The following is a 20,921-nucleotide window of genomic DNA, read 5'->3' as shown; positions in this document are numbered from 1 at the left end:
TAAAAAAAGTAGTGGGGTGAGCTAAGTGAAAATTTTTTATGCAGCAGACCTGCATGGCGGTGAAACAGCCTTCCGAAAATTCACTAATGCCGGGAAGTTTTATAAAGCTGACTTAGTTATTTTTGGAGGGGATTTAACCGGGAAAATGGTTGTTCCGATTGTGGAAAAAAACGGCGTTTATACTTGCCGGTATTACGGCTCAACCGTTAAAGTGAAAAAAGAGAAGGAATTGCCAGACCTGGAGCGAAATCTTAGGGATGCCGGATTCTATCCCTTCTTAGTTTCAGAGGATGAATTAAATCGTTTAAACGAAAATGACGCCGAGCTGATCATCAAAGAGAAGCAGATTGAAGTCCTGCAGGAGTGGATTCGGTTGGCAGATGAGCGATTTTCGGCGGCAGGAATTCCCTGCATCTTGATTCCTGGAAGTGTCGATGATTTTTATTTAGATGAACTGATCAACGCGGGAAGTTTTGTCGCAAACGGTGATGGAAAAATTATTGAAGTAAATGGGTTTGAGATTCTCTCTGTGGGTGGCGGAAAGCCTAGTGTGTTTAAGTACCCGCGTGAATTTAGCGAGGAAGAGCTGGCAGAGAAAATCGAACAATTGGCCGCGCAGGTGAAGGACATGAATCGCTGCATTTTTAATATTCATATCCCTCCTTATGATACTGACTTAGATCAAGGGACCTTATATGATGATGAGTTAAAGCCTGTACTTGATGGGGATTCCCTGGCAACCGGTCCAGCAGGAAGCAAAGCGGTGCGCGAGGCGATTGAAAAATATCAGCCGCTCCTATCTTTGCACGGGAATGTTCATGAAAGCCGCGGTGTGACGACATTAGGGAAAACCATATGCATTAACGCCGGAACAGACTATGACCAAGGTCTGCTAAGGGGGGCGTTGGTGGATGTCGGTGCTGATGGACAGGTGTCCTATACACTGACAGCGGGGTAATTTTTTTGAGGGAGTTGTAACCATGGAAATAATTCGCAAGGAACAAGGCGTACTGACGATGTCACCGAACAATAAGCCTGTTAAAAAAGTTCAGGCTGGCAGCACGGTTGTGTTCGAAACATATGACTGCTTTAGCAATCAAATCCAGCGGGAGGATCAGCTGTTCAGCTCGGTTGGCTGGGAGCAGATCAATCCTGCCACAGGTCCTTTGTATGTAGAAGGGGCGGAGCCGGGGGATATTCTAAAAGTAGAGATATTGGATATTAAAATAGACCAAAAAGGTGTCATGACGACGACACCAAAGCTTGGTGTTTTACGGGATTATGTGTCGGGCGAAACGACAAAAGTTATTCCAATTCGGGAAGGGAAAGCTATTTTCAATGATAAAATTCATATTCCTATTAAACCGATGATTGGTGTTATCGGTACCGCTCCTAGCGGGGAGGAAATTCCGACTGGTACACCAGGCGAACATGGCGGCAATATGGATTGCAAGCAGATCATAAAGGGCTCTACTCTTTATTTACCGGTAAATGTTCCAGGCGCCCTTCTTTCAATGGGAGACCTGCATGCCGTGATGGCTGATGGAGAAATTGTCATTTGTGGATTGGAAATACCTGGAGAAGTAACCGTTAAGGTCAATGTTCTAAAAGGAGAATCGTATCCATTGCCGATGCTTGTCAGCGAAGAAAAGCTAATCACAATTGCATCTGCAGAAACTTTAGATGAGGCGGCCCAACAAGCCACAATCAATATGCATCAATTTCTTGTCCAGCAGCTTGAATTTGATACCGATGAAGCAGGAATGCTGTTATCCCTTGTGGGTGACTTGCGAATCTGCCAGATAGTGGATCCGCTCATGACAGCACGGATGGAACTCCCACAATGGATCCTAGATAAATACGAATACAAAATAAAGTAAGAACAAGTTGAGAGGGCCGCTTCACTCTGTAAATCTTGATGGAGTGGGTTGAGCCCTCTTTTGTTCGCAGTAAGGAGGAGTTGTAATTTGGGTAAAAAGCGTGCCCGTGACCTCGGCTTGCCATTCCCTGGTGTGACAGGAGAAAATAATGCCTTAACCGATGTACCGGGGGTAGAAATTGGTTTTACGACCATTATTGAAGGGGAAGGGCCGGTTCAAATCGGTAAAGGGCCCATCCGTACTGGAGTGACGGCCATCCTGCCAAGAGGAAAAAAGAATATGATGCAGCCAATTTGGGCCGGATTTTACAGTTTAAATGGAAATGGCGAGATGACTGGGGTACATTGGGTGAACGATGCCGGCTACTTTCTTAGCCCCATCTGCATCACCAATACTCACTCGGTAGGAATGGCTCATCATGCCACCACAAAATGGATGATAAACCATTATGGTGAACAGTTCAGTAATGAACATTTATGGTCAATGCCTGTCATTGCCGAAACCTATGATGGCGTCCTTAATGACATAAACGGTCAGCATATTTCTGAAGAGCATGTGCTTTCGGCGATTTATAATGCAAAAACGGGTCCCGTTGCTGAAGGGAATGTTGGCGGTGGAACGGGAATGATTTGCTACGAGTTTAAAGGCGGGACAGGCACATCATCTCGTGTTGTTACCATCGATGGCCAGACGCATCATATAGGAGTTCTTGTCCAAGCCAATTTTGGATTGCGTGAGTGGCTTACCATTTTAGGTGTACCGGTCGGAAAACATATGATGAAGGAAAAACTTTTAGATAAAGAGCAGGGCTCCATCATTGTCATTATTGGGACTGATATCCCGATGCTTCCACACCAACTGCGGCGCGTTGCCAAACGTGCGGCGATTGGCATTGGAAGAAGCGGAAGTCCTGGCGGAAACAGTTCAGGAGATATTTTTCTTGCTTTTTCTACTGCGAACGAAATGGATATTCCGCAATCAGCACCAGAAAAGCTGAAAATGGAGTTTGTTAATGACGAAGTTTTTGACCCGATATATGAAGCGGTTTGTCAGGCAGTTGATGAGTCTGTGGTAAATGCCCTTATTGCAGCAGAAACAATGACAACCGTGAAACCCAACGGGCATATGGTTGAAGCGATTGATCATCAAGATCTATTGCGGATAATGAAAGAGTATAATCGAATATAATTCTTATTATCACATGTAGAGCTAGCGACTATGTCTACTTTAAAGTTACAAAATAAGAACTCCGGATAACGTTAATAAATCCGGAGTTCGTTTTTTTTATTGTGTTATAACAGAAATCGGTGTTGTCGGTTGTGAATTTTCCGTCATATTCGGATAGCCAACCGTTGGAGCTGAGTATTTCTGAGTGTAGCCCGTTGTATTACTGGCTATGATCCTGTAAAAATAGGTTTTTTTCTTCGTTACGGACTTATCTAAAAATGTACCGTTGCCACCTACTCCTTTCACACCCGCTACTGTCCCGACATTGGTCCATGGCCCATCAAATACGGTAGACCGCTGAATTAAAAAGTCAGTTTCATTCAGTGATCGGTCTGTCCAGGTTAGGGTCACACCCGTTTTGCCTGCAACTGCTGCGAGGGACACTGGAGCCTTTGGAGCAACCGTTACGACCATCGGACGCATCATAATATTTTCTTCATGTCCAAGCAGATGGCAATGCCACAGGTATTCCCAACCAAAGTTCACCAATTGATTTGTGACTGCGGCCGGTTGATTGGTGGGGTCTACGTTCATGAAGCCCATCGTCGACCCGAGTGGCATCGTCGGATCAAGAGGCCGTATGCTGTTAGGAAGATCGAACGGGACATCTGGAATTATCGGTCTCATCGCAATAATCACATCTTCTAAAGGATTCATGCGAATTGTATCCTTCCAGCCCAATTCGTTTGGATCCGGAGCCTTGATCATGCCATCCCAACCTACGCGGTTAATTAATTGCACATCAAACATATGCCAGTGCATTGCATGTGTGTCCACGCCGTTATGGGTGATTTTCCATATTTGTGTACCATCCGCTAGCGCCCCTAAAGGAACGGCTGCATCAGAGTTTTTAAATATTTCTGTTGGCGGATCAATGTCAACATATGGGATGGAGGTTTGAACATTAGCACTTGTGTGAGGCACTTCGACCCCTAACATCGAATTCATTCTTCCGTAATTCACATCAAAGTCTTCTATAATTGATTTAGGCTGCATTTCCATTGTAAGTCCTAACGCCTCAGCGGTTGCACCAGATCCGCCACCTCCGGTGATGCTTACAGTCGGAGCTGAAGCATAACCATCTCCACCGTTGACTAATTGAACGCTGGCTACAGCTGCTGGCGCGAGTACGGCAGTTGCTTGAGCCCCAGATCCACCTCCACCTGTGATGGTTACAGAAGGTGTTGAAGTATAACCAGAACCGCCATTGGATAATGTTATTTTGCCAACAGAGGTCGGGGTAAGATTAGCTATTGCAGCAGCACCGTTGCCACCACCGCCCGTAAATTGTATGGTTGGCGCAGACGTATAGCCGGAGCCGGGATTTGTTACTGTTATCGCCGTGACTCTGTTGTTTCTCACTATGGCTGTAGCCGCAGCTCCTAACCCGCCGCCGCCAATGAATGACACTGTTGGCGGAGAAGAGTATTTATTCCCGCCATTAGTAACCGTGATAGTGGCGATTGAAGTTGGCGTAAGATTTGCCTCCGCTAGTGCCCCAGATCCGCCGCCACCTGTAACAGACACCTGTGGGACACTAGTGTAACTGGTTCCACCATTATTGACACTTATCGACTCAATTGGCCTTGCTGCTAATGTAGCAGTCGCGGCTGCCCCAGTACCGCCACCACCTGTTATGGATACTGTAGGTTCAGATGTATAACCAGATCCGCCATTAGTTAATTTAAATCCTGTTATCGGCCCGTTGAAGAAGGTCATGGATGTATCAAAGATTCTTGCATAGCCGTCAGCAGGATAAGTGGTACCGAAAGCATTGTTGTAACCTGCCTGAGGAACTATTGGTTTATCTTGAAAATTTGCATAAGCGGCTGGCAATTGTTTATCCAATGTATCTAAATTAAAGGTATTACCTGTTCCAAGATTGGAAGAAACCTGGAACTGCATAATTGTCCTTGTGTTCGGCCCATATCCAGGCAGGGTAGATGGTGCGCCGCCTGTGTCAGTTTGATCCGGGTTCCCAGTGTAATAATCGTAGCGGGTGTCAAATGCCGGAACCGGTGCAGGTGCATCGTTATAGAGAATGAGCTTAGAACCATCAGGGACACCGGAAAAATCGATAATGACATCTGCACGCTCAGCAGGACCGAGGAAAAGCGTTTTATTTGTGACATTTAAGACGGTCATACTGCGGCGGTCATAATCGTAGCCAACTGGTGTATTCGGTAGAACGACAGGCTTTGGTAAAAAGCCGCTTTCTGTACCGATTTGGATCATGCTTGGACCTGATGCCGCTGGATCAGGGACACCGCCATCACGGCCATCTGTTGGCCAAGTGCTAGGAAGCCCCGCCTTTGGAACGGCCGGCACCATGTTCACTTCTCCGGCATTTGGATTATTTAAGTTGCCGTTATCATCCCACATCGCATCGTTCGACTTAGCAAAATAAAGCTGCAGATTAAAGAAGCGGTCGTTGCTGGCGTTTAAAATCCTGAAACGATAAGCTTTTTTTCCAACCTTAAGGAATGGGTAGGCGGTTCCGTTAACAAGCGGAGTATCCATGAAACTTTCTGGGACAACCGATACATTCGGAACTCCAGGGATTACCGGCGGTTCCCACGGTGCATTGACCGGGTCATAATAAGGGTTTGAAACTGGACCGTTCACAATCCCTGTAAATGGCGGCCAGAACCATGGTCCATAGTCCCATCTACCCATTGCGTTTGCCCCTTCAATATCGTAAGGATTTTGGTTTGGCATATAAACATGCGGAAACCAGAGATTTCCTTCACCGCCCCATTTGGATTTATCCCAAGTCGGGTCTGTTGCGGCTAGTTGAGTGTCATTTGGGACAAAGGTCTTGTCCTGAATAATAAGCGGCACTTGCTCTGCGGGGATAACTCCCGCGTCGATTAATGATTTTTCTGCAGAGTCTTCAAGGATGTAGCCAGCAGATTCACCCGCATATACATTAAGTCTAGTGATACCATATGAGTGATCATGGTAAAACATTAATCTAGCACTTTGTTGATTGGTGTAATAGAAGGTTTGTGAGCCCGGTTCAGGAGTGGCCATATCTGGAACATTTTGAACGCTAACTCCTTGTGGGTAATCGGTTTTTTCTCCTGCTGGAGTAATCCATTGATGTTGTGTACCATCGCTAATCCATGGAGTATTTCCACCATGCAAATGCAGGGTAGCCCTATTCTGTGTGTAATTTAGCGGGTAACCTGGTGTTACTTTCAACCCCTTGTCACCAAGGCCAGCGCCCATAACAGTTGTATCTACTGGTAAGAATAAATTTCCTCCTTCACCTGTTGAAAGATGATTAACAAATTTCACCCTAACAGGACGGTCCTTCTGTGCAATAATCATTGGTCCAAGGTAGTTGAAGTTGGTGATAGGGTTACCTTGAGAGTCTATTTGCCGATAGCCTCTAAGGGTTGTAGGAGGCAGGTCACTGTGAAGCTTTTCGGTATACTGACGGAGTTCGATGATATAATAATCTGAGCCATTATAGGTTGTTGTATCTGGTACGGCTACAGGTATATACTGACCAAGATTGTTGGTATTATTTGCTCCTAATCCTGGTAGTGAATCGACAAACTTGCGGATGCCTCCAGTTCTAACATAACCGCTGCCGCCGTTGGTGATCGTAATGCTTTTCACTACTCCGTTTTCCACTATTGCTTCTGCAGCAGCTCCTGTTCCGTTGCCACCAGAGATCTCGACAGTAGGAGGGATAGAATAACCAGAACCGCCATCAACGATCGTAATTTCAGAAATAACTCCATTTGCTACTGTTGCGGTGGCTGCAGCTCCTGTACCGTCGCCGTTGATTTTCACGAGCGGTCCATCAGTGGGAAGCTGGCTATTCGCGTAGTTAGGGATTTTACCAAAATAATCCGGAGTTGCACCCGGCGTAAGCGTAGGTGTTGTGTCTTGGCTATTTACTGCGTCCATTTTAACTGATAATCGGTCAGCAGCAGCTTGTCGGTCAGCAGCAGTAATTTTGCTTTTTTTCTTGTTGATAACCTCTGTACTATTTTTGGTTTTGCTTTCTACTTTGGCGATAGTAGTCTGACCAGACGCCTGAAACAATAGTAATAAACACAAAATGACAGTAAACGAGATTTTTAATCGTTTTTGCATAAGCAAAAACCTCCCCCGATATAAAGAATAGCGTTCATTTTAAAGAACAAACAAATTATACACCCCCTATATTTATCAATAGTAAAATTTGGAATTTCAATATAATAATACAACATTAATAAAAAGTAGAAAATAAAATGTTCTCGATAACAAACGACTGATTTTGCTAGGTTTTATTACGAATAAAGAGTTTTTTGTAGAAATTTGATATTTTAAAATATTATATAGACATTATGAAAATAGTAGAATCTGTTAATGAATGTAAGATGGAGTAGAGGACTGTATGGGAGATTAAAAAAGAGGAGGAAGGTGCACGCTGCACTCCTCCTCATAAACGCGTTAAACCAATTGTACTTCCATCCATTTACGGACACTGTTAATAAACCAGATTTTCTCGCTATTATACAGATCTGCAAGCGTGAGTGTTTTTTCTTGGATCTTACCATTTTTTATAAGAACATCACGAAAAGTACCAGCTAGTAGTCCGCTTTTTACGGAGGGGGTCCATAATAATCCGCCTATTTGCAAAACGATGTTCCCATTTGTAAATTCCGTCAATTCTTCATCTTCATTCCAAAGGAGGACATCGAAAATGTCACCCGGCTTCTTCTTCTGGAATTGCGTATAAATGTAACGATACGTTGTCTTATGATATAAAAATAAGTGTTCCTTGGTTACTGGTTTGTCTGCAAGAGTAACCTTCACGACAGAATTCATTTGGTTAATCGGACTACCTTCGATTGTAAACTGGCCTTGCCGGTCCAAGAGAAGACGAACTTTCAATTGACCCGTATTATGGTTAATTGAAAAATCATTCAAAGTCCTTCTGATGCCATCAAAATCAAACGGAAAACCGAAGTATTCAGCAGAATTTTTCAAGCGATGGAGATGCTCATCCAATAAAAAGAAGGTGCCATCCTCCAATAACAAGCTTTCCAGCAATTGAAACTCCGGACTATCCGCTTCAAGCAGACTTGCTTTAGTGAGAATTTCGTCATACTCGCCATCAGAAGTAGAATCCCATGTGATCCCGCCGCCAACCCCGTAGGTGGCCTTCCCTGAAAGATGATCAATCAAAACAGTTCGAATCGGTACATTAAAAACAGCTTCCTTGTTCGGGGTGATATACCCAATCGCACCGCAATAAACATCACGCGGTTCCGTTTCCAAGTCGGAAATGATTTTCATCGTGCTAATCTTCGGTGCGCCTGTTATAGACCCGCAGGGAAAAAGGGCCTTAAATATATCAACAAGTTTGATATGATCAGCCACCTCTGCCGTTATCGTTGAGGTCATTTGATGTACGGTCGGATAATGTTCAATTTCAAAAAGCTTTGGAACTGCTACAGTCCCAGGCTCAGCGATCATCCCTAAATCATTTCGCAATAGGTCAACAATCATTAGGTTCTCGGCCCGGTTTTTTTCCGAATCGAAAAGCCAGTTCGAATTTGCTTTATCTTCCTCCAATGTTTTTCCTCTTTTTATCGTACCTTTCATCGGCCGGGTGGTGATATCGCTGCCATTCCAGTGAAAAAACAATTCAGGAGAGGCTGATAAAATACTATGATCACCAGTATTAATGTAAGCACAATAATTCGATGACTGGGCTTTTTTTAGTTTTTCAAAAAAAGCAAGATCGTCTCCTTGAAAGTGTGAGTTTAACCTAATCGTATAGTTGGTCTGGTATGTATCTCCGCATTCAATGGATTGTTTAATGAAATCTATCGCTTGATAATACTGATCCATATTAACTGATGGAACCCAGTCCGTATGTGTATAGTCTCCTTTACTGCTAATCTGTTGATATATCGGTTCTTGAAAAATACCAAACCAAAGCAGGGGATAGGTACCGCCTTCCACGACTTTAAAAGCCGAATCAAAGGCTGGCGCACTTTCGTATGATAGAAATCCCGCTGCATAATAGCCTTTATCCACCCATTCTTGCAGGTGTTGAAAGCTTGGTAATACATCTGCAATTGTCTGAGCCACAATAACCTCAATAGGATTTTGAAATGTAAGCGGCTTAATTTTTCCATATGTATCGGCAAATTCGAAGGTTAAAAGAGGTGCTCTATGTTTCATTTGTCTTTTCCTTTATAAAAAAATTTCGGAGCATGTCCATTCCGTTATCCGTTAAGATGGATTCGGGATGGAATTGAACGCCTTCCACCTTATATTCCTTATGGCGAAGGGCCATAATCTCCCCGTCCTCACTTCTAGCACTAATCTCTAAGCAGGGGGGAAGGGTGGATTTTTCGACTATTAATGAATGATATCGTGTGACTTGAAATGGTGAAGGCAGTCCTGTGAAGACACCACGCTTGTCATGCCTGATGAAAGAAATTTTCCCATGCATCGGTTTAGCAGCTTTAATAACGTTTCCGCCAAATGCTTGGGCAATGGTCTGATGCCCAAGGCAGACACCCAAAATAGGTATTTCCTGATGAAATCTTTTCACAACTTCTAAACATAGACCAGCGGTATCTGGATTTCCCGGTCCGGGAGAAATCAAAATAGAATCAGGCTGCATGATTTCTATTGTTTCCAAGGTTAACTGGTCATTCCGAATCACCACTACGTCCTCACCGATCTTGCGTATGAATTGAACTAAGTTATACGTGAATGAATCATAGTTGTCGATCATTAAAATCACGGTATTTACTCTCACCACCTAGATTTAAACAAAATTCAAATATTAGTATACATTCTCATGGAGGAATTAGTAAACTTGTCCTGTTTTTTCAGTTTAACTTTAAGTGATATTTTTCCAAAAAGTGAAAGTTTTTCTTTTAAAATAAAGGTATTTCAAATATTAAAATGAGCAATTGGTCCTATTGGCCCTCAAAAAATGGATTTTGCTGTTAGGCACCTTTGTTGAAAGTTAAATTTTTTATACCTATAATCTTTTAAGTAAACGTTTTTTATTATTACATAAAGAGGTGTGACAAAAATGAAATTAGTAGCAATCGTGGGAAGTTTACGGAAAGATTCTTATAATAGGGGTTTGGTAGAAACGATTAAGGAGAGGTTTGTTCAAAAATTCGAATTAGAGATTCTTGAAATCGGACAACTTCCGCATTATAACCAAGATGATGAATTTAATCCTTCTGAGCCTGTATTGGAATTCAAGAGAAAGGTTAAAGAAGCTGACGGTGTTATTATTATTACTCCTGAATTCAACTGGTCGATTCCTGGCGTGTTAAAAAATGCGCTTGATTGGTTGTCTCGGGTCGATAAAGTATTGATTGGAAAACCGGTTATGACCGGCGGTGCAACTATGGGCATAGCAGGAACACTGCGGGCCCAACTGCATATACGTGAAATCTTAGCATCACTTCAGGCAAAGCTATTGCCGCCGGCAGGAAACGAAATCCTGATCAGCCAGGCACATACGAAATTTGATGAAGAAACAGGCCTTTTGAAAGAAGAAGCAACGTTGAAATTCGTCGATGATGTCGTCGAAAGATTCGTCGCTTTCGTTAAAGAATAAACTCATTTAAACTGTAAAACGCCGGGGGCAAGTCTCCCGGCGCTGGTTCATACACCAATTAAATACTGTATAAGGGTTATTCCTGCTAAAAATGAAAAATTATAAATGCTGAATTTTATTAAGTATTTCTTATTTTCCTCCGGAAACTCCCAAATGAATAGTTTATAGGAAATGACACTTGCCAGTGAAGCAATAATAGTGCCAAGGCCCCCAATGTTGACGCCCATTAATAACGGCTGCCAATCTGGTGTAAATTTTGCCAGCAGGAGGGAGGCAGGGACATTGCTGATCAATTGGCTTAAAAGAATCGACGTAAAGAAAACAGAATGTGAACTGTCGAGACTTTCATTCGCAAACGTGTTTACGATGCTGGTATTCGATATATTTCCGATGAAAACAAAAAAGCAAATAAACGTAAACAGCAGGGTATAATCTATTTTTCTCAATAAATGAATATCTAGCAAACAAACTGCCGCTAACGTCAGGAATAAGGCGAGTTTGTCACTAACCACACCAAAGATAGAGGCAATGATGAAGGCGAAGACTACTCCCCAAACAACCGCTTTTTTTCTTCCCTCAAAAGTAGAAGCCGGAAACACCACATTTAATTCTTTCCCTTTTAGTCTCATCAAAAGAATTCCAAGTATAACAATTCCCAAAATAGCTAATAGAAAAATCGTTCCGAAAAACTGCAAAGGTTTTATTCCGTAATAAGTAAAGATAAACAGGTTCTGCGGATTTCCCATTGGTGTCAAACTGCTGCCTAGATTAGCCGCGATCGTTTGCAGGATTATCGTTTCCATCATGTTGTTCTTCAACTTTTTGCTTATAATCAGTGTTAACGGTACAAATGTTATTAAGGCAACGTCGTTGGTGACGAACATTGAGCTAAAGAAGCATAAGAAAACGAGAATCGCGGATACTTTTTTGCTTGTATGGCATTTATTCAAGATTGAAATCGCGAATTTATCTAATAGTTTCAATTCCTCGAAGGCCTTAATGACTAGCATAAGGTTAAATAAACTTATGATAACCTTGAGGTTTATATATTCAAGCTTTGGAGGATGCAGAAAGCAGCTTGCCAATGCTAATATAAGTGAAACCGTGAATACGATGTCTTTTTTTAAAAAAGAAACGGGCAAACTTAGTCTTTTCTGTTTTCGAACAACAACCAATTCTTTCACAATGATCACCAAAAAGGTTAGGATTTTTTCAACAATGATAACATTATGATTAAATTCGATTCCTGTCAATTAAATTTTATAGCTTAAAAGCAACGGGGGGCTGACCCCCAAGGTGAGAGACAGCCCCCTATAAAAACACCACTTTATTCTACTGTAACGGATAAGGACTTAATAAGTAGTGACGGCGAACCAACTGGTGAGAGTGGGAAGGTTAGGTCGGATCCTACTTTTTCCACATCGGTCAAAAGCTGATAGAAATTCCCCGCGATCGTCATAAGATTAACTGGAAATTGGATCTTTCCGTCCTTTACATAAAACCCATTCGCAGCAACCGAGAAGTCACCGGATATTTGGTTCGCACCTGAATGTAAGCCGGATAGACCGGTAATCAACACGCCTTCGCCCATCGTAAAGACCAACTCTTCCAAAGATGATGCTGAAGGAACAATATAAAGATTGGATGGCCCAACCTTGACGGCACCTTTATAGGAATCTTTCTGGGCATGACCGGTTGTGGCTGTTTGGTCCTTTTTAGCTGTTTTTAGATTATGGAGGAAGGAATGCAACACACCTGATTCCACCAAGGTAAGTTTCTCCGTTGCTACTCCTTCACTGTCAAAATTCCTGCTGCCAAGGCCATCTTCAAGGAATGGATCATCGACGATTGTCACCATCGAACTCGCTATTTGCTTCCCCAGTTTATCTTTAAGCGAAGATAACCCCGCTTGAGTGTTTTCCGCTGAAAAATTGTCGGAAAAAGTAGCTAGCAGGCTGGCGGCCGCATCGTTACGTAACAGGACAGGGTAATCCTTGCTCGTAATATTTCGCGAACCCAACTGTGATAAGGCTTCCTCAGCTGCTCTTGTAGCAATCTCTTTGGCAGCCAGGCTTTGAAAGTCCTTTGTTACTTTAAATTCAAAAGATGTCTTGGTTTCCTCTCCATCTTTCACAATCGCTTCCACCATGACATACAAATAATTCACCTGATCACTCAAGGACAATCCTTTAGTATTGGAAAGGCTTTTGGTTACCGATGTCGTACGTATCAAACAATAATCTGTCGCCACAATCCTCGGGTCCATTGCCAGCAATTCACGTTCCACATCTTTGATAAATTGAATCTTTTCCAGAATGGTTACATCATTTAAGACTGCGGAATAAAAATTCCGGTTCTCATAAAAGCTGCTGCCCGCAAATATTTCTTCAATATCCTCGTCATTCATGAACTCAGCATTTTCTTTTGCATTTTTTAATAGGAAGGGGATAGAGGCATCATCTAATTTTTCCGTATAGGCGTAGCCCATTTTCCCGTCAATGATACCACGGAAAGAAACACCGCCGTCTTCCGCGATTTCGTATTGGTCGATTTCGCCTTTAAATATTTGACAGCCAAAAACTTCTTTCATTTCATAGTAAACCTCAACATCTGTAAAACCAGTGGAGGCGGCTTCTTTAAAAAGTTTCACCTGAAAATCCTGTATATTCATCTTTTATTCCCCCTTTGTCCCGCCAACGGTGATTTCACTTACCCGAATCATTGGCTGGCCGACGTTTACCGGGATACTGCCGCTCAAGGAACCGCACATTCCCGCACCATGCCCGAGATTGTTCCCGACCATATCGACAAGCTGTAAGGTTTTCGGGCCGTTCCCAATTAAAGTTGCCCCCTTTAATGGCTTTCCGATTTTTCCGTTTTTTACCTCGTATGCTTCCATGATGGCAAAGTTGTAATCGCCTGTTGCTGGGTTGACCTGGCCGCCGCCCATGTACTTGGCATATATTCCATTCTCAGTCGCTGCGATGATTTCTCCCGGTCTTGATTTGCCTGGGGCGATATACGTATTGGTCATTCTTGAGGTAGGGGCAAAGCGAAAGGACTGTCTTCTGCCGGAACCGGTAGATTTCATTCCCATCCGGCGTGAATTAAATTTATCAATTAAATAGCCTGTTAGAATCCCATTTTCGATTAAAACATTTTTTCGTGACTTTTCACCCTCATCGTCGATGTTAATGGATCCCCATTCATTAGGAATTGTGCCATCATCAATGTACGTAACGATTTCCGGAGCAACTCTTTCCCCGATGCGATTAGCGAATACAGAATTGTTTTTCGCTACAGCAGTGGCCTCTAAGCCATGTCCGCAGGCCTCATGAAAAATGACCCCGCCAAACTCATTATCAATAATCACCGGGAATTTGCCGCTCGGACATGGGGTGGCATCGAGCATGGTTACGGCAATCCTGGCTGCTTCATTGGCATAAAGATCAAGATTTAAGTTTTCGATAAATTCAAAGCCGCTATGGGCACCCGGTCCGTAAAAGCCAGTTTCCATTTTATTGCCGCATACAGCAACGGCTTGTATCGCCAGTCTTGAGCGGACTCGTTTGTCTTCGATATATTTTCCTTCAGAATTGGCAATAAGCACATTCTGCTCCTCATCCATTACACGCACGGTTACCTGAGAAATATTAGAGTGATAGCTTTTAGCCATATCTGAAGCATTTTTCATGACGGCAATTTTTCTAGATTTAACTACTTCTTGCGGCAGCAATTGGATCGGATGGAGTGTACTATACGACTCTCGAACAAATGGGGCAGGGGAGATGACACTGTTTCCTTTAATGGCTTGTGCCGCATTTTTCGCAGCCTTCACCAGACCGTCCTTACTGAAATCGGTGGTATACGCATAAACACTTTGCAATCCCTTAAATACACGGATTCCAACCCCAAAATCACGTCCGGAGAGAGCGGTTTCAATTTTACTGCTTCTTAGGGTGATATTATTGGTAAACCGATCCTCTACGAAAATTTCAGAAAAATCGCCGCCAGTGGATAAAGCTGCTGTCAGTACGTCTTCAATTAATGATTGACTTAGCATGATGACCTCCTATGTATTTTATTTTTCTACGTTATTATCAAACTACAATGTAATAGTCGGAAGAGGATATGTCTTGGTTTCGCAATTTAAGATGTTTTTTTATCGACAATTATTTCAATTTTTTTGTCGAAAAAAATCTGTTTACAAAACTAATAGAATTTTGGGAAAATTTTAATAATAGTTATTGGATTTTCCAATTAAAAGTGATACTATATTTTTGTGGATTATAACAGTTTGATTAACGAATAAACGATGTTTAGTAAAGTTTGATAGTTTTACGTATTTTAAGGTGTCGACAGACTACAGTAGGTGGTGAATAAAATGGATTCTTTTTCTATCGAAAAACCAGTCCGATATTACGATCAAGTCTATAACACGCTTAGAGAAATGATTGTTCAAGGGGACTTAAAACCTGGTGATAGTATATATGAAGCAAGAATCGCCAGAGATTTAAATATCAGCAGAAGTCCTGTCAGGGAAGCTGTCCGCGCCTTAGAAAAAGAAGGGTTATTAGCCATTGATGAAAAGTCAAGAATCACTGTCTATAAACCAACTTTGAAGGATATCGTGGATATTTACGAGTGCCGGATGGTCTTAGAGTCCTTGGCTGCTAGATTGACAACTAGGCTTGCTACAGCGCAGGAACTGCAGAATATCGAAAAAACAGTCATTGATTCGAAGCAATATTTGGATGCTGAAGGGGAACGGAACAGACAGGCCTTGATTGCCGAAAATGGCCGTTTTCACGAATTAATCATTAAATACAGCCAAAATAGGAGATTAAAGAAGCAGCTGAGAGACCTGCATTCATTAAGTCATTACTTCAGGACCCTAAACTTCCAAGGTGAGAATAGGGAATGGATTGTGTATAACGAACATCAGGATATTTTAGTGCAAATGAAAAGAAGAGATGAAGACAAGGCGGCTTTTATGATGAACAAACATCTTGAAACTGACTTGGAGCATCTGAAGGAAATTTTCTCTAGATACACTAAAGAATAGAAAAATAAGAAGGTCATCAAATGGATAAATGCCTCATATTTTAAACTGTCGACAGACTACAGCTGATTTAGGATCTTATTGCTTTTGGCAACAGAAGATTTTATACAGAACCCTGCCGATTTAAACTGTCGACAGGCGACATATAATAATTGTTTATAAGAAATCCACAGGAAAGGATTGAAGACAAGTTGAAAACCATTATTCAAAATGGAACGATTGTTACCGCGACCGACATTTATAAGGCAGATATCCTTATTGAGAACGGGGTGATTTCCGGTATTTCCAGCCATTATGCAGCAGCCCCAGATGCCAATGTTATTGATGCAAGCGGGCAATATGTTTTTCCCGGAGGAATAGATGTACATACTCATCTTGCTTGGCCATTCCAAAGCACTGGAACGGCTGACGATTTTGTAAGCGGAACCAGAGCGGCAGCGGCAGGCGGGATTACCAGCATTATTAATTTTACCAACCCTAAGAAAGGCCAGACACTCCTTGATAATTTACAAGAATGGAAGAAAAAGGGGGAATCGTCGCTAATCGACTACGGTTTTCATTCCATTATTAGCGAATACAACGATCATGTTCTCGAGGAACTCCCAATCCTCGCAGATAAAGAAGGTGTTACTTCTATCAAACTATTTATGGCCTACAAGGGCGAGCTGATGGTAAATGACCGTGAAATGTATAAAATTTTGAAAAAAGCGGGGGAAGCAGGGATTATCACAAATGTCCATGCGGAAAACGGCGATATTATTGATGAATTAATTGCGGAGTCTCTCGCAAAAGGAAATACCGAGCCTATCTATCATGCCTACACAAGACCGCCGATTACTGAATCAGAGGCAACCGGAAGAGCGCTTGCCATCGCAGAAGCAGCCAAGGCTCCTATTTACATCGTTCATGTTAGCTGTGCTGACGCACTGCAAAAAGTAGCAGAGGCAAAAAAACGCGGGGTGCAAGTAACTGCGGAAACATGCCCTCATTATCTTGTCCTTGATGAAAGCTATTTAGAACTTCAGGATTTTGAAAGTGGAAAATATGTCTGTTCCCCGCCGCTTCGTGAAAAATGGAATCAGGAGCATCTTTGGAACGGTATTGCCGCCGGTCTAATTTCAACGGTAGGGTCAGACCATTGTCCATTCCTTTTTGAGGGACAGAAGACTTTGGGAAGAGACAATTTTGCAAAGATTCCTAACGGTGTACCTGGCCTCGAGGATATTTTCTCCATCGTTTATCACTTCGGGGTTAATGAGGGAAGAATATCTCTCCAAAAATTTGTTGAGGTCCTCTCCACTGGGCCTGCCAAAACATTTGGCCTCTATCCGAAAAAAGGAAGTATAGGAATTGATTTCGATGCTGATCTTGTTCTGTTCAATCCGAATGTTTCAAGAGTCATTACCCATAAAAAACAATATCAAAATGTTGATTACAACCTTTATGAAGGCACCGAAGTCAAGGGAACCATTACTCGGGTGCTGTCTCGTGGCGAGGTAATTGTCCGCGACGGATATGTCATTGGGGAACAAGGCCGTGGAAAGTTTCTGTTCAGAAATAAGGTTTCAAAAGTTCAGTCAACAGTTTCAGCGATGTAAAACTTATTAATTAACCCCCTAAGATGTGTTATCGAATATGAAAGGAGGTGAGGGCTGGCAAGTAATTCGATACTCGCAAAACACATCTTACATTGGTTTCGTTTTTTTGGAAAAACAATGAAATCTATTAAAGGGGGATTTTTATGCAAGGTGGAACTGGTCTTAAAGTCTCAAAAAATCCAAATGCGGCACTCGCTGCCAAACCAACGAATGTCCGTTGGCGCGTATTTATTATGCTTTTAGCCCTTGTCACAATCAACTATGTGGACCGCGCAGTTCTATCGATTGCCATGCCGGCAATTCAAAAGGACCTAGCGCTAGACCCTGCGATCGTCGGAGTCATCTTAAGTTCATTCTTCTGGGGCTATGCCCTCATGCAAATTCCCTCTGGCTGGTTGTCCGATAAAATCCGTCCGGATAAGGTGGTCTATGGTGCAGCACTTAGCTGGGGAATTGTCCAAACATTAACAGGTTTCATCAATGGACCGAAAATGCTGATGACATTACGTGTGTTATTGGGAATAACGGAAGCACCTGTTATGCCAGGATCATCAAAATTGCAGGCGATTTGGCTGAGCAAAAGCGAACGGGGCCGCGGCGCTACCATCATTGATAGTGGTGCACCACTGGGAACAGCTGTAGGCGGTCCGATTATTGTTGCCTTTATGGCCTGGTTTGGCGGCTGGCGCGGCGCATTGATTGGCGCCGGTATTTTGACCATCGTGGTTGCCTATCTTGTCTGGAGGGTTATCAAAGGGGGACCGAATGCCAATCCAAAAGTCAATGAAGCAGAGCGCGAATATATCAGAAAAGCACTTGAAGAAGAATATGAAGAACATAAGCGTAATGCCACTGGTTTAAAAATCGGCCCAAAGGACTACTTGACCGCAAGAAATTTCTGGTGCATGTGCCTTGGCTGGTTTTCGTTTAATACTGTTTTCTATGGGCTGATGACATGGGGGCCATCATATCTGGCACAAACACAAAACCTAGACATTAAAGCGATTGGCGGATCGATTTTAATTATTTTTGGTGCCGGGTTTATTGGTGAGATTATCGGCGGATTGATTACGGATAAATGGCGTGAAAAGGGCGGCAATGACAATACCGTTATGCGAACCATGCTGTCTATCGCCGGTATTATGACTGCGATCTCAATTTTCCTTTTATCTAAGTCCACTTCCGTAACCATGGCCATTACGACACTTTCCTTTGCACTATTCTTCCTGCGCTGGGGAGGTTTATATTGGAGTGTACCTGCAGCCATTTCACAGCGCGAGCATGTCGGAACTGTCGGCGGATGTATGAACTTTGCCGGGAATATTGCTGGTGTCATCACACCTATTTATGTCGGTATTATTGTATCAACAACAGGTTCCTATTTCTTAGCCCTTATGGTGTTCGTCTTTGCCGGAATTCTCTTGGCAACCGTATCTAGCTTAATTAACTACAATAAGAAAATTGGCTCAGTCAATTAATGAAGGAGGAAAAAGTAATTATGTCAGAACCAAAGAAAATCGGAATGCTTACACCGTCATCCAATACGGTTTTAGAGCCTATCTGCTCAAGAATGTTATACAATGTACCGGAAGTTACCTGCCATTATGGACGTTTTGAGGTAACAAAAATCTCACTGGAACAGGATGCTCTCAGCCAATTTAATTTTGAACCGATGCTGCAAGCAGCTGAACTGTTGGCCCATGCAGAAGTGGATGTGATTGCCTGGAACGGTACATCTGGCGGATGGCTAGGCTTTGATATGGATTATAAGCTTTGTGAAGAAATTACAAAAAGAACGGGTATCCCGGCTACAACTTCCATGCTGTCACAGGTGAGAGCATTTAAAGAACATAATATTAAATCAATCCACATGGTTACGCCATATATCCCGGAAATCAATAAATTAATTGTTGAACAATATAAAAAGCATTGTAATGTAGAGACGGTTAATGTTTCTGGACTTGCCCAAACTGTCAACCGTTCTTTCAGTCAAGTTTCACAGGAAAGAATTGAGGAGCAGATTAAGGAAGTGTGCGTGACGCCTGCAGATGCTCTAAGCGTGGTGTGTACAAACTTCCCTGCGGTTGGAAAAGTAGAATACTATGAGGAAAAGTATGAAATCCCAATGTATGACACGATCAACGTGCTAATCTGGGAGTGTTTAAAAATGGTCAATGTCGATCCTGCCAAAGTAAAGGGTTGGGGGAAACTGTTTTCAAGGGTAACAGTAAACAACTAATACTTTTTCATGGGCATTTCAACCTGGCGGGGTTGGAATGCTCTTTTTTTAAAGAAGCAATTGGGTGCTGCATGGTGTTTTTTCGTCTTCACTGACGACTCCATACATTTTACGGGACAGAAGATTGGCTGACCCAACCCCGATGTATACCATTTTCAATGACAGAACCAATATAAATTATACAACAATAAGGAACACTTGAAAATTTTTTGGAAAATAAATTCTATTTTTTACAAAAACGGAGGGAAAGCAATGATCTCGTTAAATTTTTATAAAGAAGAACAGCTGTGCCTGGGTATTAAAACAGAAAGAGGAATCTTGGACGTAAAGGCAGCCGTTAGTAAACTCCCCCATATTCAATCTGCGCCGAAAACAACGGCTGAATTAATTGCTTTTGGGCCAAAAAAGCTTCAAGAGTTATTAGATTGGTCAAACATGGAGGATTCGCTATTCTTAGAAGAGGAGTCATTGACCTTTGGCCCTTGTGTTACTGAACCGCAAAAAATCATTGGCGTTGGTCTTAATTACAAGGATCATGCAGCAGAGTGCGGGCTCCCATTACCGCCTGTCCCAATTATCTTTAGCAAATTTAATACAGCCATACGGTCCCATGGGCAAGACATCTTGTTGCCAAAAAATACAAAGCAAGTGGATTATGAAGGTGAAATAGCGATTATTATTGGTAAAAAGGCCAAAAATGTGAAGAAGGAAGAAGCCCTTTCCGTTATCTATGGTTATTGTATTACCAATGATTTAACGGCCCGCGACCTTCAAAAGGTAACCGGACAGTGGCTGTTAGGCAAATCCTGTGACGGATTTTGCCCGCTTGGTCCGTATCTTGTCAGTAAGGAAGAAGTAGAAAATCCCAATAATTTAAGGATTGTTACGAAGCTTAATGGAGAGGTTTGTCAGGATTCCAACACTTCCAATATGATTTTTCCATGCGAGGAACTTATAAGCTATATTTCTGACCATTTTACTCTTCATCCGGGGGACGTCATTTTAACAGGTACACCAGCGGGAGTCATTCTCGGTAAACCAGAAGAACAGCAGGTATGGCTAAAGGATAGCGACGAAATCTCAATTGAAATAGACAAATTGGGCACTTTGAAGAATAAATTTAAATCTGAAGGATATAACAGATCCATAGTAGAATAGTAAAATGAATGAAATTGAATTGTTGGAAAATTTATAAAAAAATATTGAATATACTATCTGAAAATGCTAATCTTAAAACGTGTAGTATAACAGGGTGAAAAATATATAACCTGTATTAATAAAGACTTCTGTAAATAGTTAATTTCAAATTTATGGT

The 20,921-nt window shown here is 42.3% G+C and carries 15 protein-coding genes; 9 read left to right on the top strand and 6 right to left on the bottom strand.

Going from position 1 to position 20,921, the window contains the following annotated elements:
* The first annotated feature begins 25 nt into the window (after positions 1-25).
* From ACFPA1_RS06860 to ACFPA1_RS06850, 3 genes are all read left to right on the top strand, one after another.
* Complete coding sequence (locus tag ACFPA1_RS06860) at positions 26-958, top strand: metallophosphoesterase family protein (protein WP_378581820.1); 933 nt, start codon at positions 26-28, stop codon at positions 956-958.
* A 22-nt stretch (positions 959-980) separates the two neighbouring features.
* Positions 981-1,880 carry an acetamidase/formamidase family protein gene (locus ACFPA1_RS06855; protein ID WP_378581819.1) on the top strand — a complete coding sequence of 300 codons (900 nt, stop codon included), beginning with the start codon at positions 981-983 and terminating at the stop codon, positions 1,878-1,880.
* A gap of 87 nt (positions 1,881-1,967) precedes the next feature.
* Positions 1,968-3,068 (top strand): P1 family peptidase, encoded by a 1,101-nt coding sequence (locus ACFPA1_RS06850; protein ID WP_378581818.1) that lies wholly within the window; start codon positions 1,968-1,970, stop codon positions 3,066-3,068.
* Between the two features lie 96 nt (positions 3,069-3,164).
* Here ACFPA1_RS06850 and ACFPA1_RS06845 read toward each other — a convergent pair whose 3' ends face one another.
* The 3 genes from ACFPA1_RS06845 to ACFPA1_RS06835 all read right to left on the bottom strand — a co-directional run bounded on the left by ACFPA1_RS06845 (position 3,165) and on the right by ACFPA1_RS06835 (position 9,870).
* Positions 3,165-7,217, bottom strand: coding sequence for a hypothetical protein (locus tag ACFPA1_RS06845; RefSeq protein ID WP_378581817.1), 4,053 nt, complete (start codon positions 7,215-7,217; stop codon positions 3,165-3,167).
* A 339-nt stretch (positions 7,218-7,556) separates the two neighbouring features.
* Entirely contained in the window at positions 7,557-9,299 is a 1,743-nt protein-coding gene (gene pabB, locus ACFPA1_RS06840; RefSeq protein ID WP_378581816.1) for an aminodeoxychorismate synthase component I, read from the bottom strand.
* Complete coding sequence (locus ACFPA1_RS06835) at positions 9,289-9,870, bottom strand: anthranilate synthase component II (RefSeq protein ID WP_213139933.1); 582 nt, start codon at positions 9,868-9,870, stop codon at positions 9,289-9,291. The genes pabB and ACFPA1_RS06835 overlap by 11 nt, the downstream gene beginning before the upstream one ends.
* 297 nt (positions 9,871-10,167) lie before the next feature.
* Here ACFPA1_RS06835 and ACFPA1_RS06830 point away from each other — a divergent pair, with 297 nt between their 5' ends.
* Positions 10,168-10,707 carry an NADPH-dependent FMN reductase gene (locus ACFPA1_RS06830; protein ID WP_213139934.1) on the top strand — a complete coding sequence of 180 codons (540 nt, stop codon included), beginning with the start codon at positions 10,168-10,170 and terminating at the stop codon, positions 10,705-10,707.
* Between the two features lie 47 nt (positions 10,708-10,754).
* Here ACFPA1_RS06830 and ACFPA1_RS06825 read toward each other — a convergent pair whose 3' ends face one another.
* From ACFPA1_RS06825 to ACFPA1_RS06815, 3 genes are all read right to left on the bottom strand, one after another.
* Positions 10,755-11,891, bottom strand: coding sequence for an SLC13 family permease (locus ACFPA1_RS06825; RefSeq protein WP_378581815.1), 1,137 nt, complete (start codon positions 11,889-11,891; stop codon positions 10,755-10,757).
* 143 nt (positions 11,892-12,034) lie between these two features.
* Positions 12,035-13,378 carry a TldD/PmbA family protein gene (locus ACFPA1_RS06820; RefSeq protein WP_378581814.1) on the bottom strand — a complete coding sequence of 448 codons (1,344 nt, stop codon included), beginning with the start codon at positions 13,376-13,378 and terminating at the stop codon, positions 12,035-12,037.
* A gap of 3 nt (positions 13,379-13,381) precedes the next feature.
* Positions 13,382-14,770: a TldD/PmbA family protein gene (locus ACFPA1_RS06815; protein ID WP_378581813.1), complete on the bottom strand. Its 1,389-nt coding sequence runs from the start codon at positions 14,768-14,770 to the stop codon at positions 13,382-13,384.
* Positions 14,771-15,091: 321 nt separating this feature from the next.
* Here ACFPA1_RS06815 and ACFPA1_RS06810 point away from each other — a divergent pair, with 321 nt between their 5' ends.
* From ACFPA1_RS06810 to ACFPA1_RS06790, 5 genes are all read left to right on the top strand, one after another.
* A complete protein-coding gene (locus ACFPA1_RS06810) occupies positions 15,092-15,772 on the top strand; it encodes a GntR family transcriptional regulator (protein ID WP_213139938.1) in 681 nt (226 codons plus the stop codon).
* A 188-nt stretch (positions 15,773-15,960) separates the two neighbouring features.
* Positions 15,961-17,367 (top strand): dihydropyrimidinase, encoded by a 1,407-nt coding sequence (gene hydA, locus ACFPA1_RS06805; protein ID WP_378581812.1) that lies wholly within the window; start codon positions 15,961-15,963, stop codon positions 17,365-17,367.
* Between the two features lie 143 nt (positions 17,368-17,510).
* Positions 17,511-18,845 (top strand): MFS transporter, encoded by a 1,335-nt coding sequence (locus tag ACFPA1_RS06800; protein ID WP_378581811.1) that lies wholly within the window; start codon positions 17,511-17,513, stop codon positions 18,843-18,845.
* 20 nt (positions 18,846-18,865) lie between these two features.
* Positions 18,866-19,606 carry an aspartate/glutamate racemase family protein gene (locus ACFPA1_RS06795; protein ID WP_378581810.1) on the top strand — a complete coding sequence of 247 codons (741 nt, stop codon included), beginning with the start codon at positions 18,866-18,868 and terminating at the stop codon, positions 19,604-19,606.
* Between the two features lie 252 nt (positions 19,607-19,858).
* The gene (locus tag ACFPA1_RS06790; RefSeq protein ID WP_378581809.1) at positions 19,859-20,764 is read left to right on the top strand and encodes a fumarylacetoacetate hydrolase family protein; all 906 of its coding nucleotides are present in this window, start codon (positions 19,859-19,861) and stop codon (positions 20,762-20,764) included.
* Positions 20,765-20,921: the final 157 nt, after the last annotated feature.

This window comes from Neobacillus sp. GCM10023253, assembly GCF_042653105.1.
In the GTDB taxonomy this organism is placed as follows: domain Bacteria; phylum Bacillota; class Bacilli; order Bacillales; family Cytobacillaceae; genus Neobacillus; species Neobacillus citreus.
Note: the sequence above shows the minus strand (reverse complement) of the source record. Positions and strands in the feature narration are given on the sequence as shown.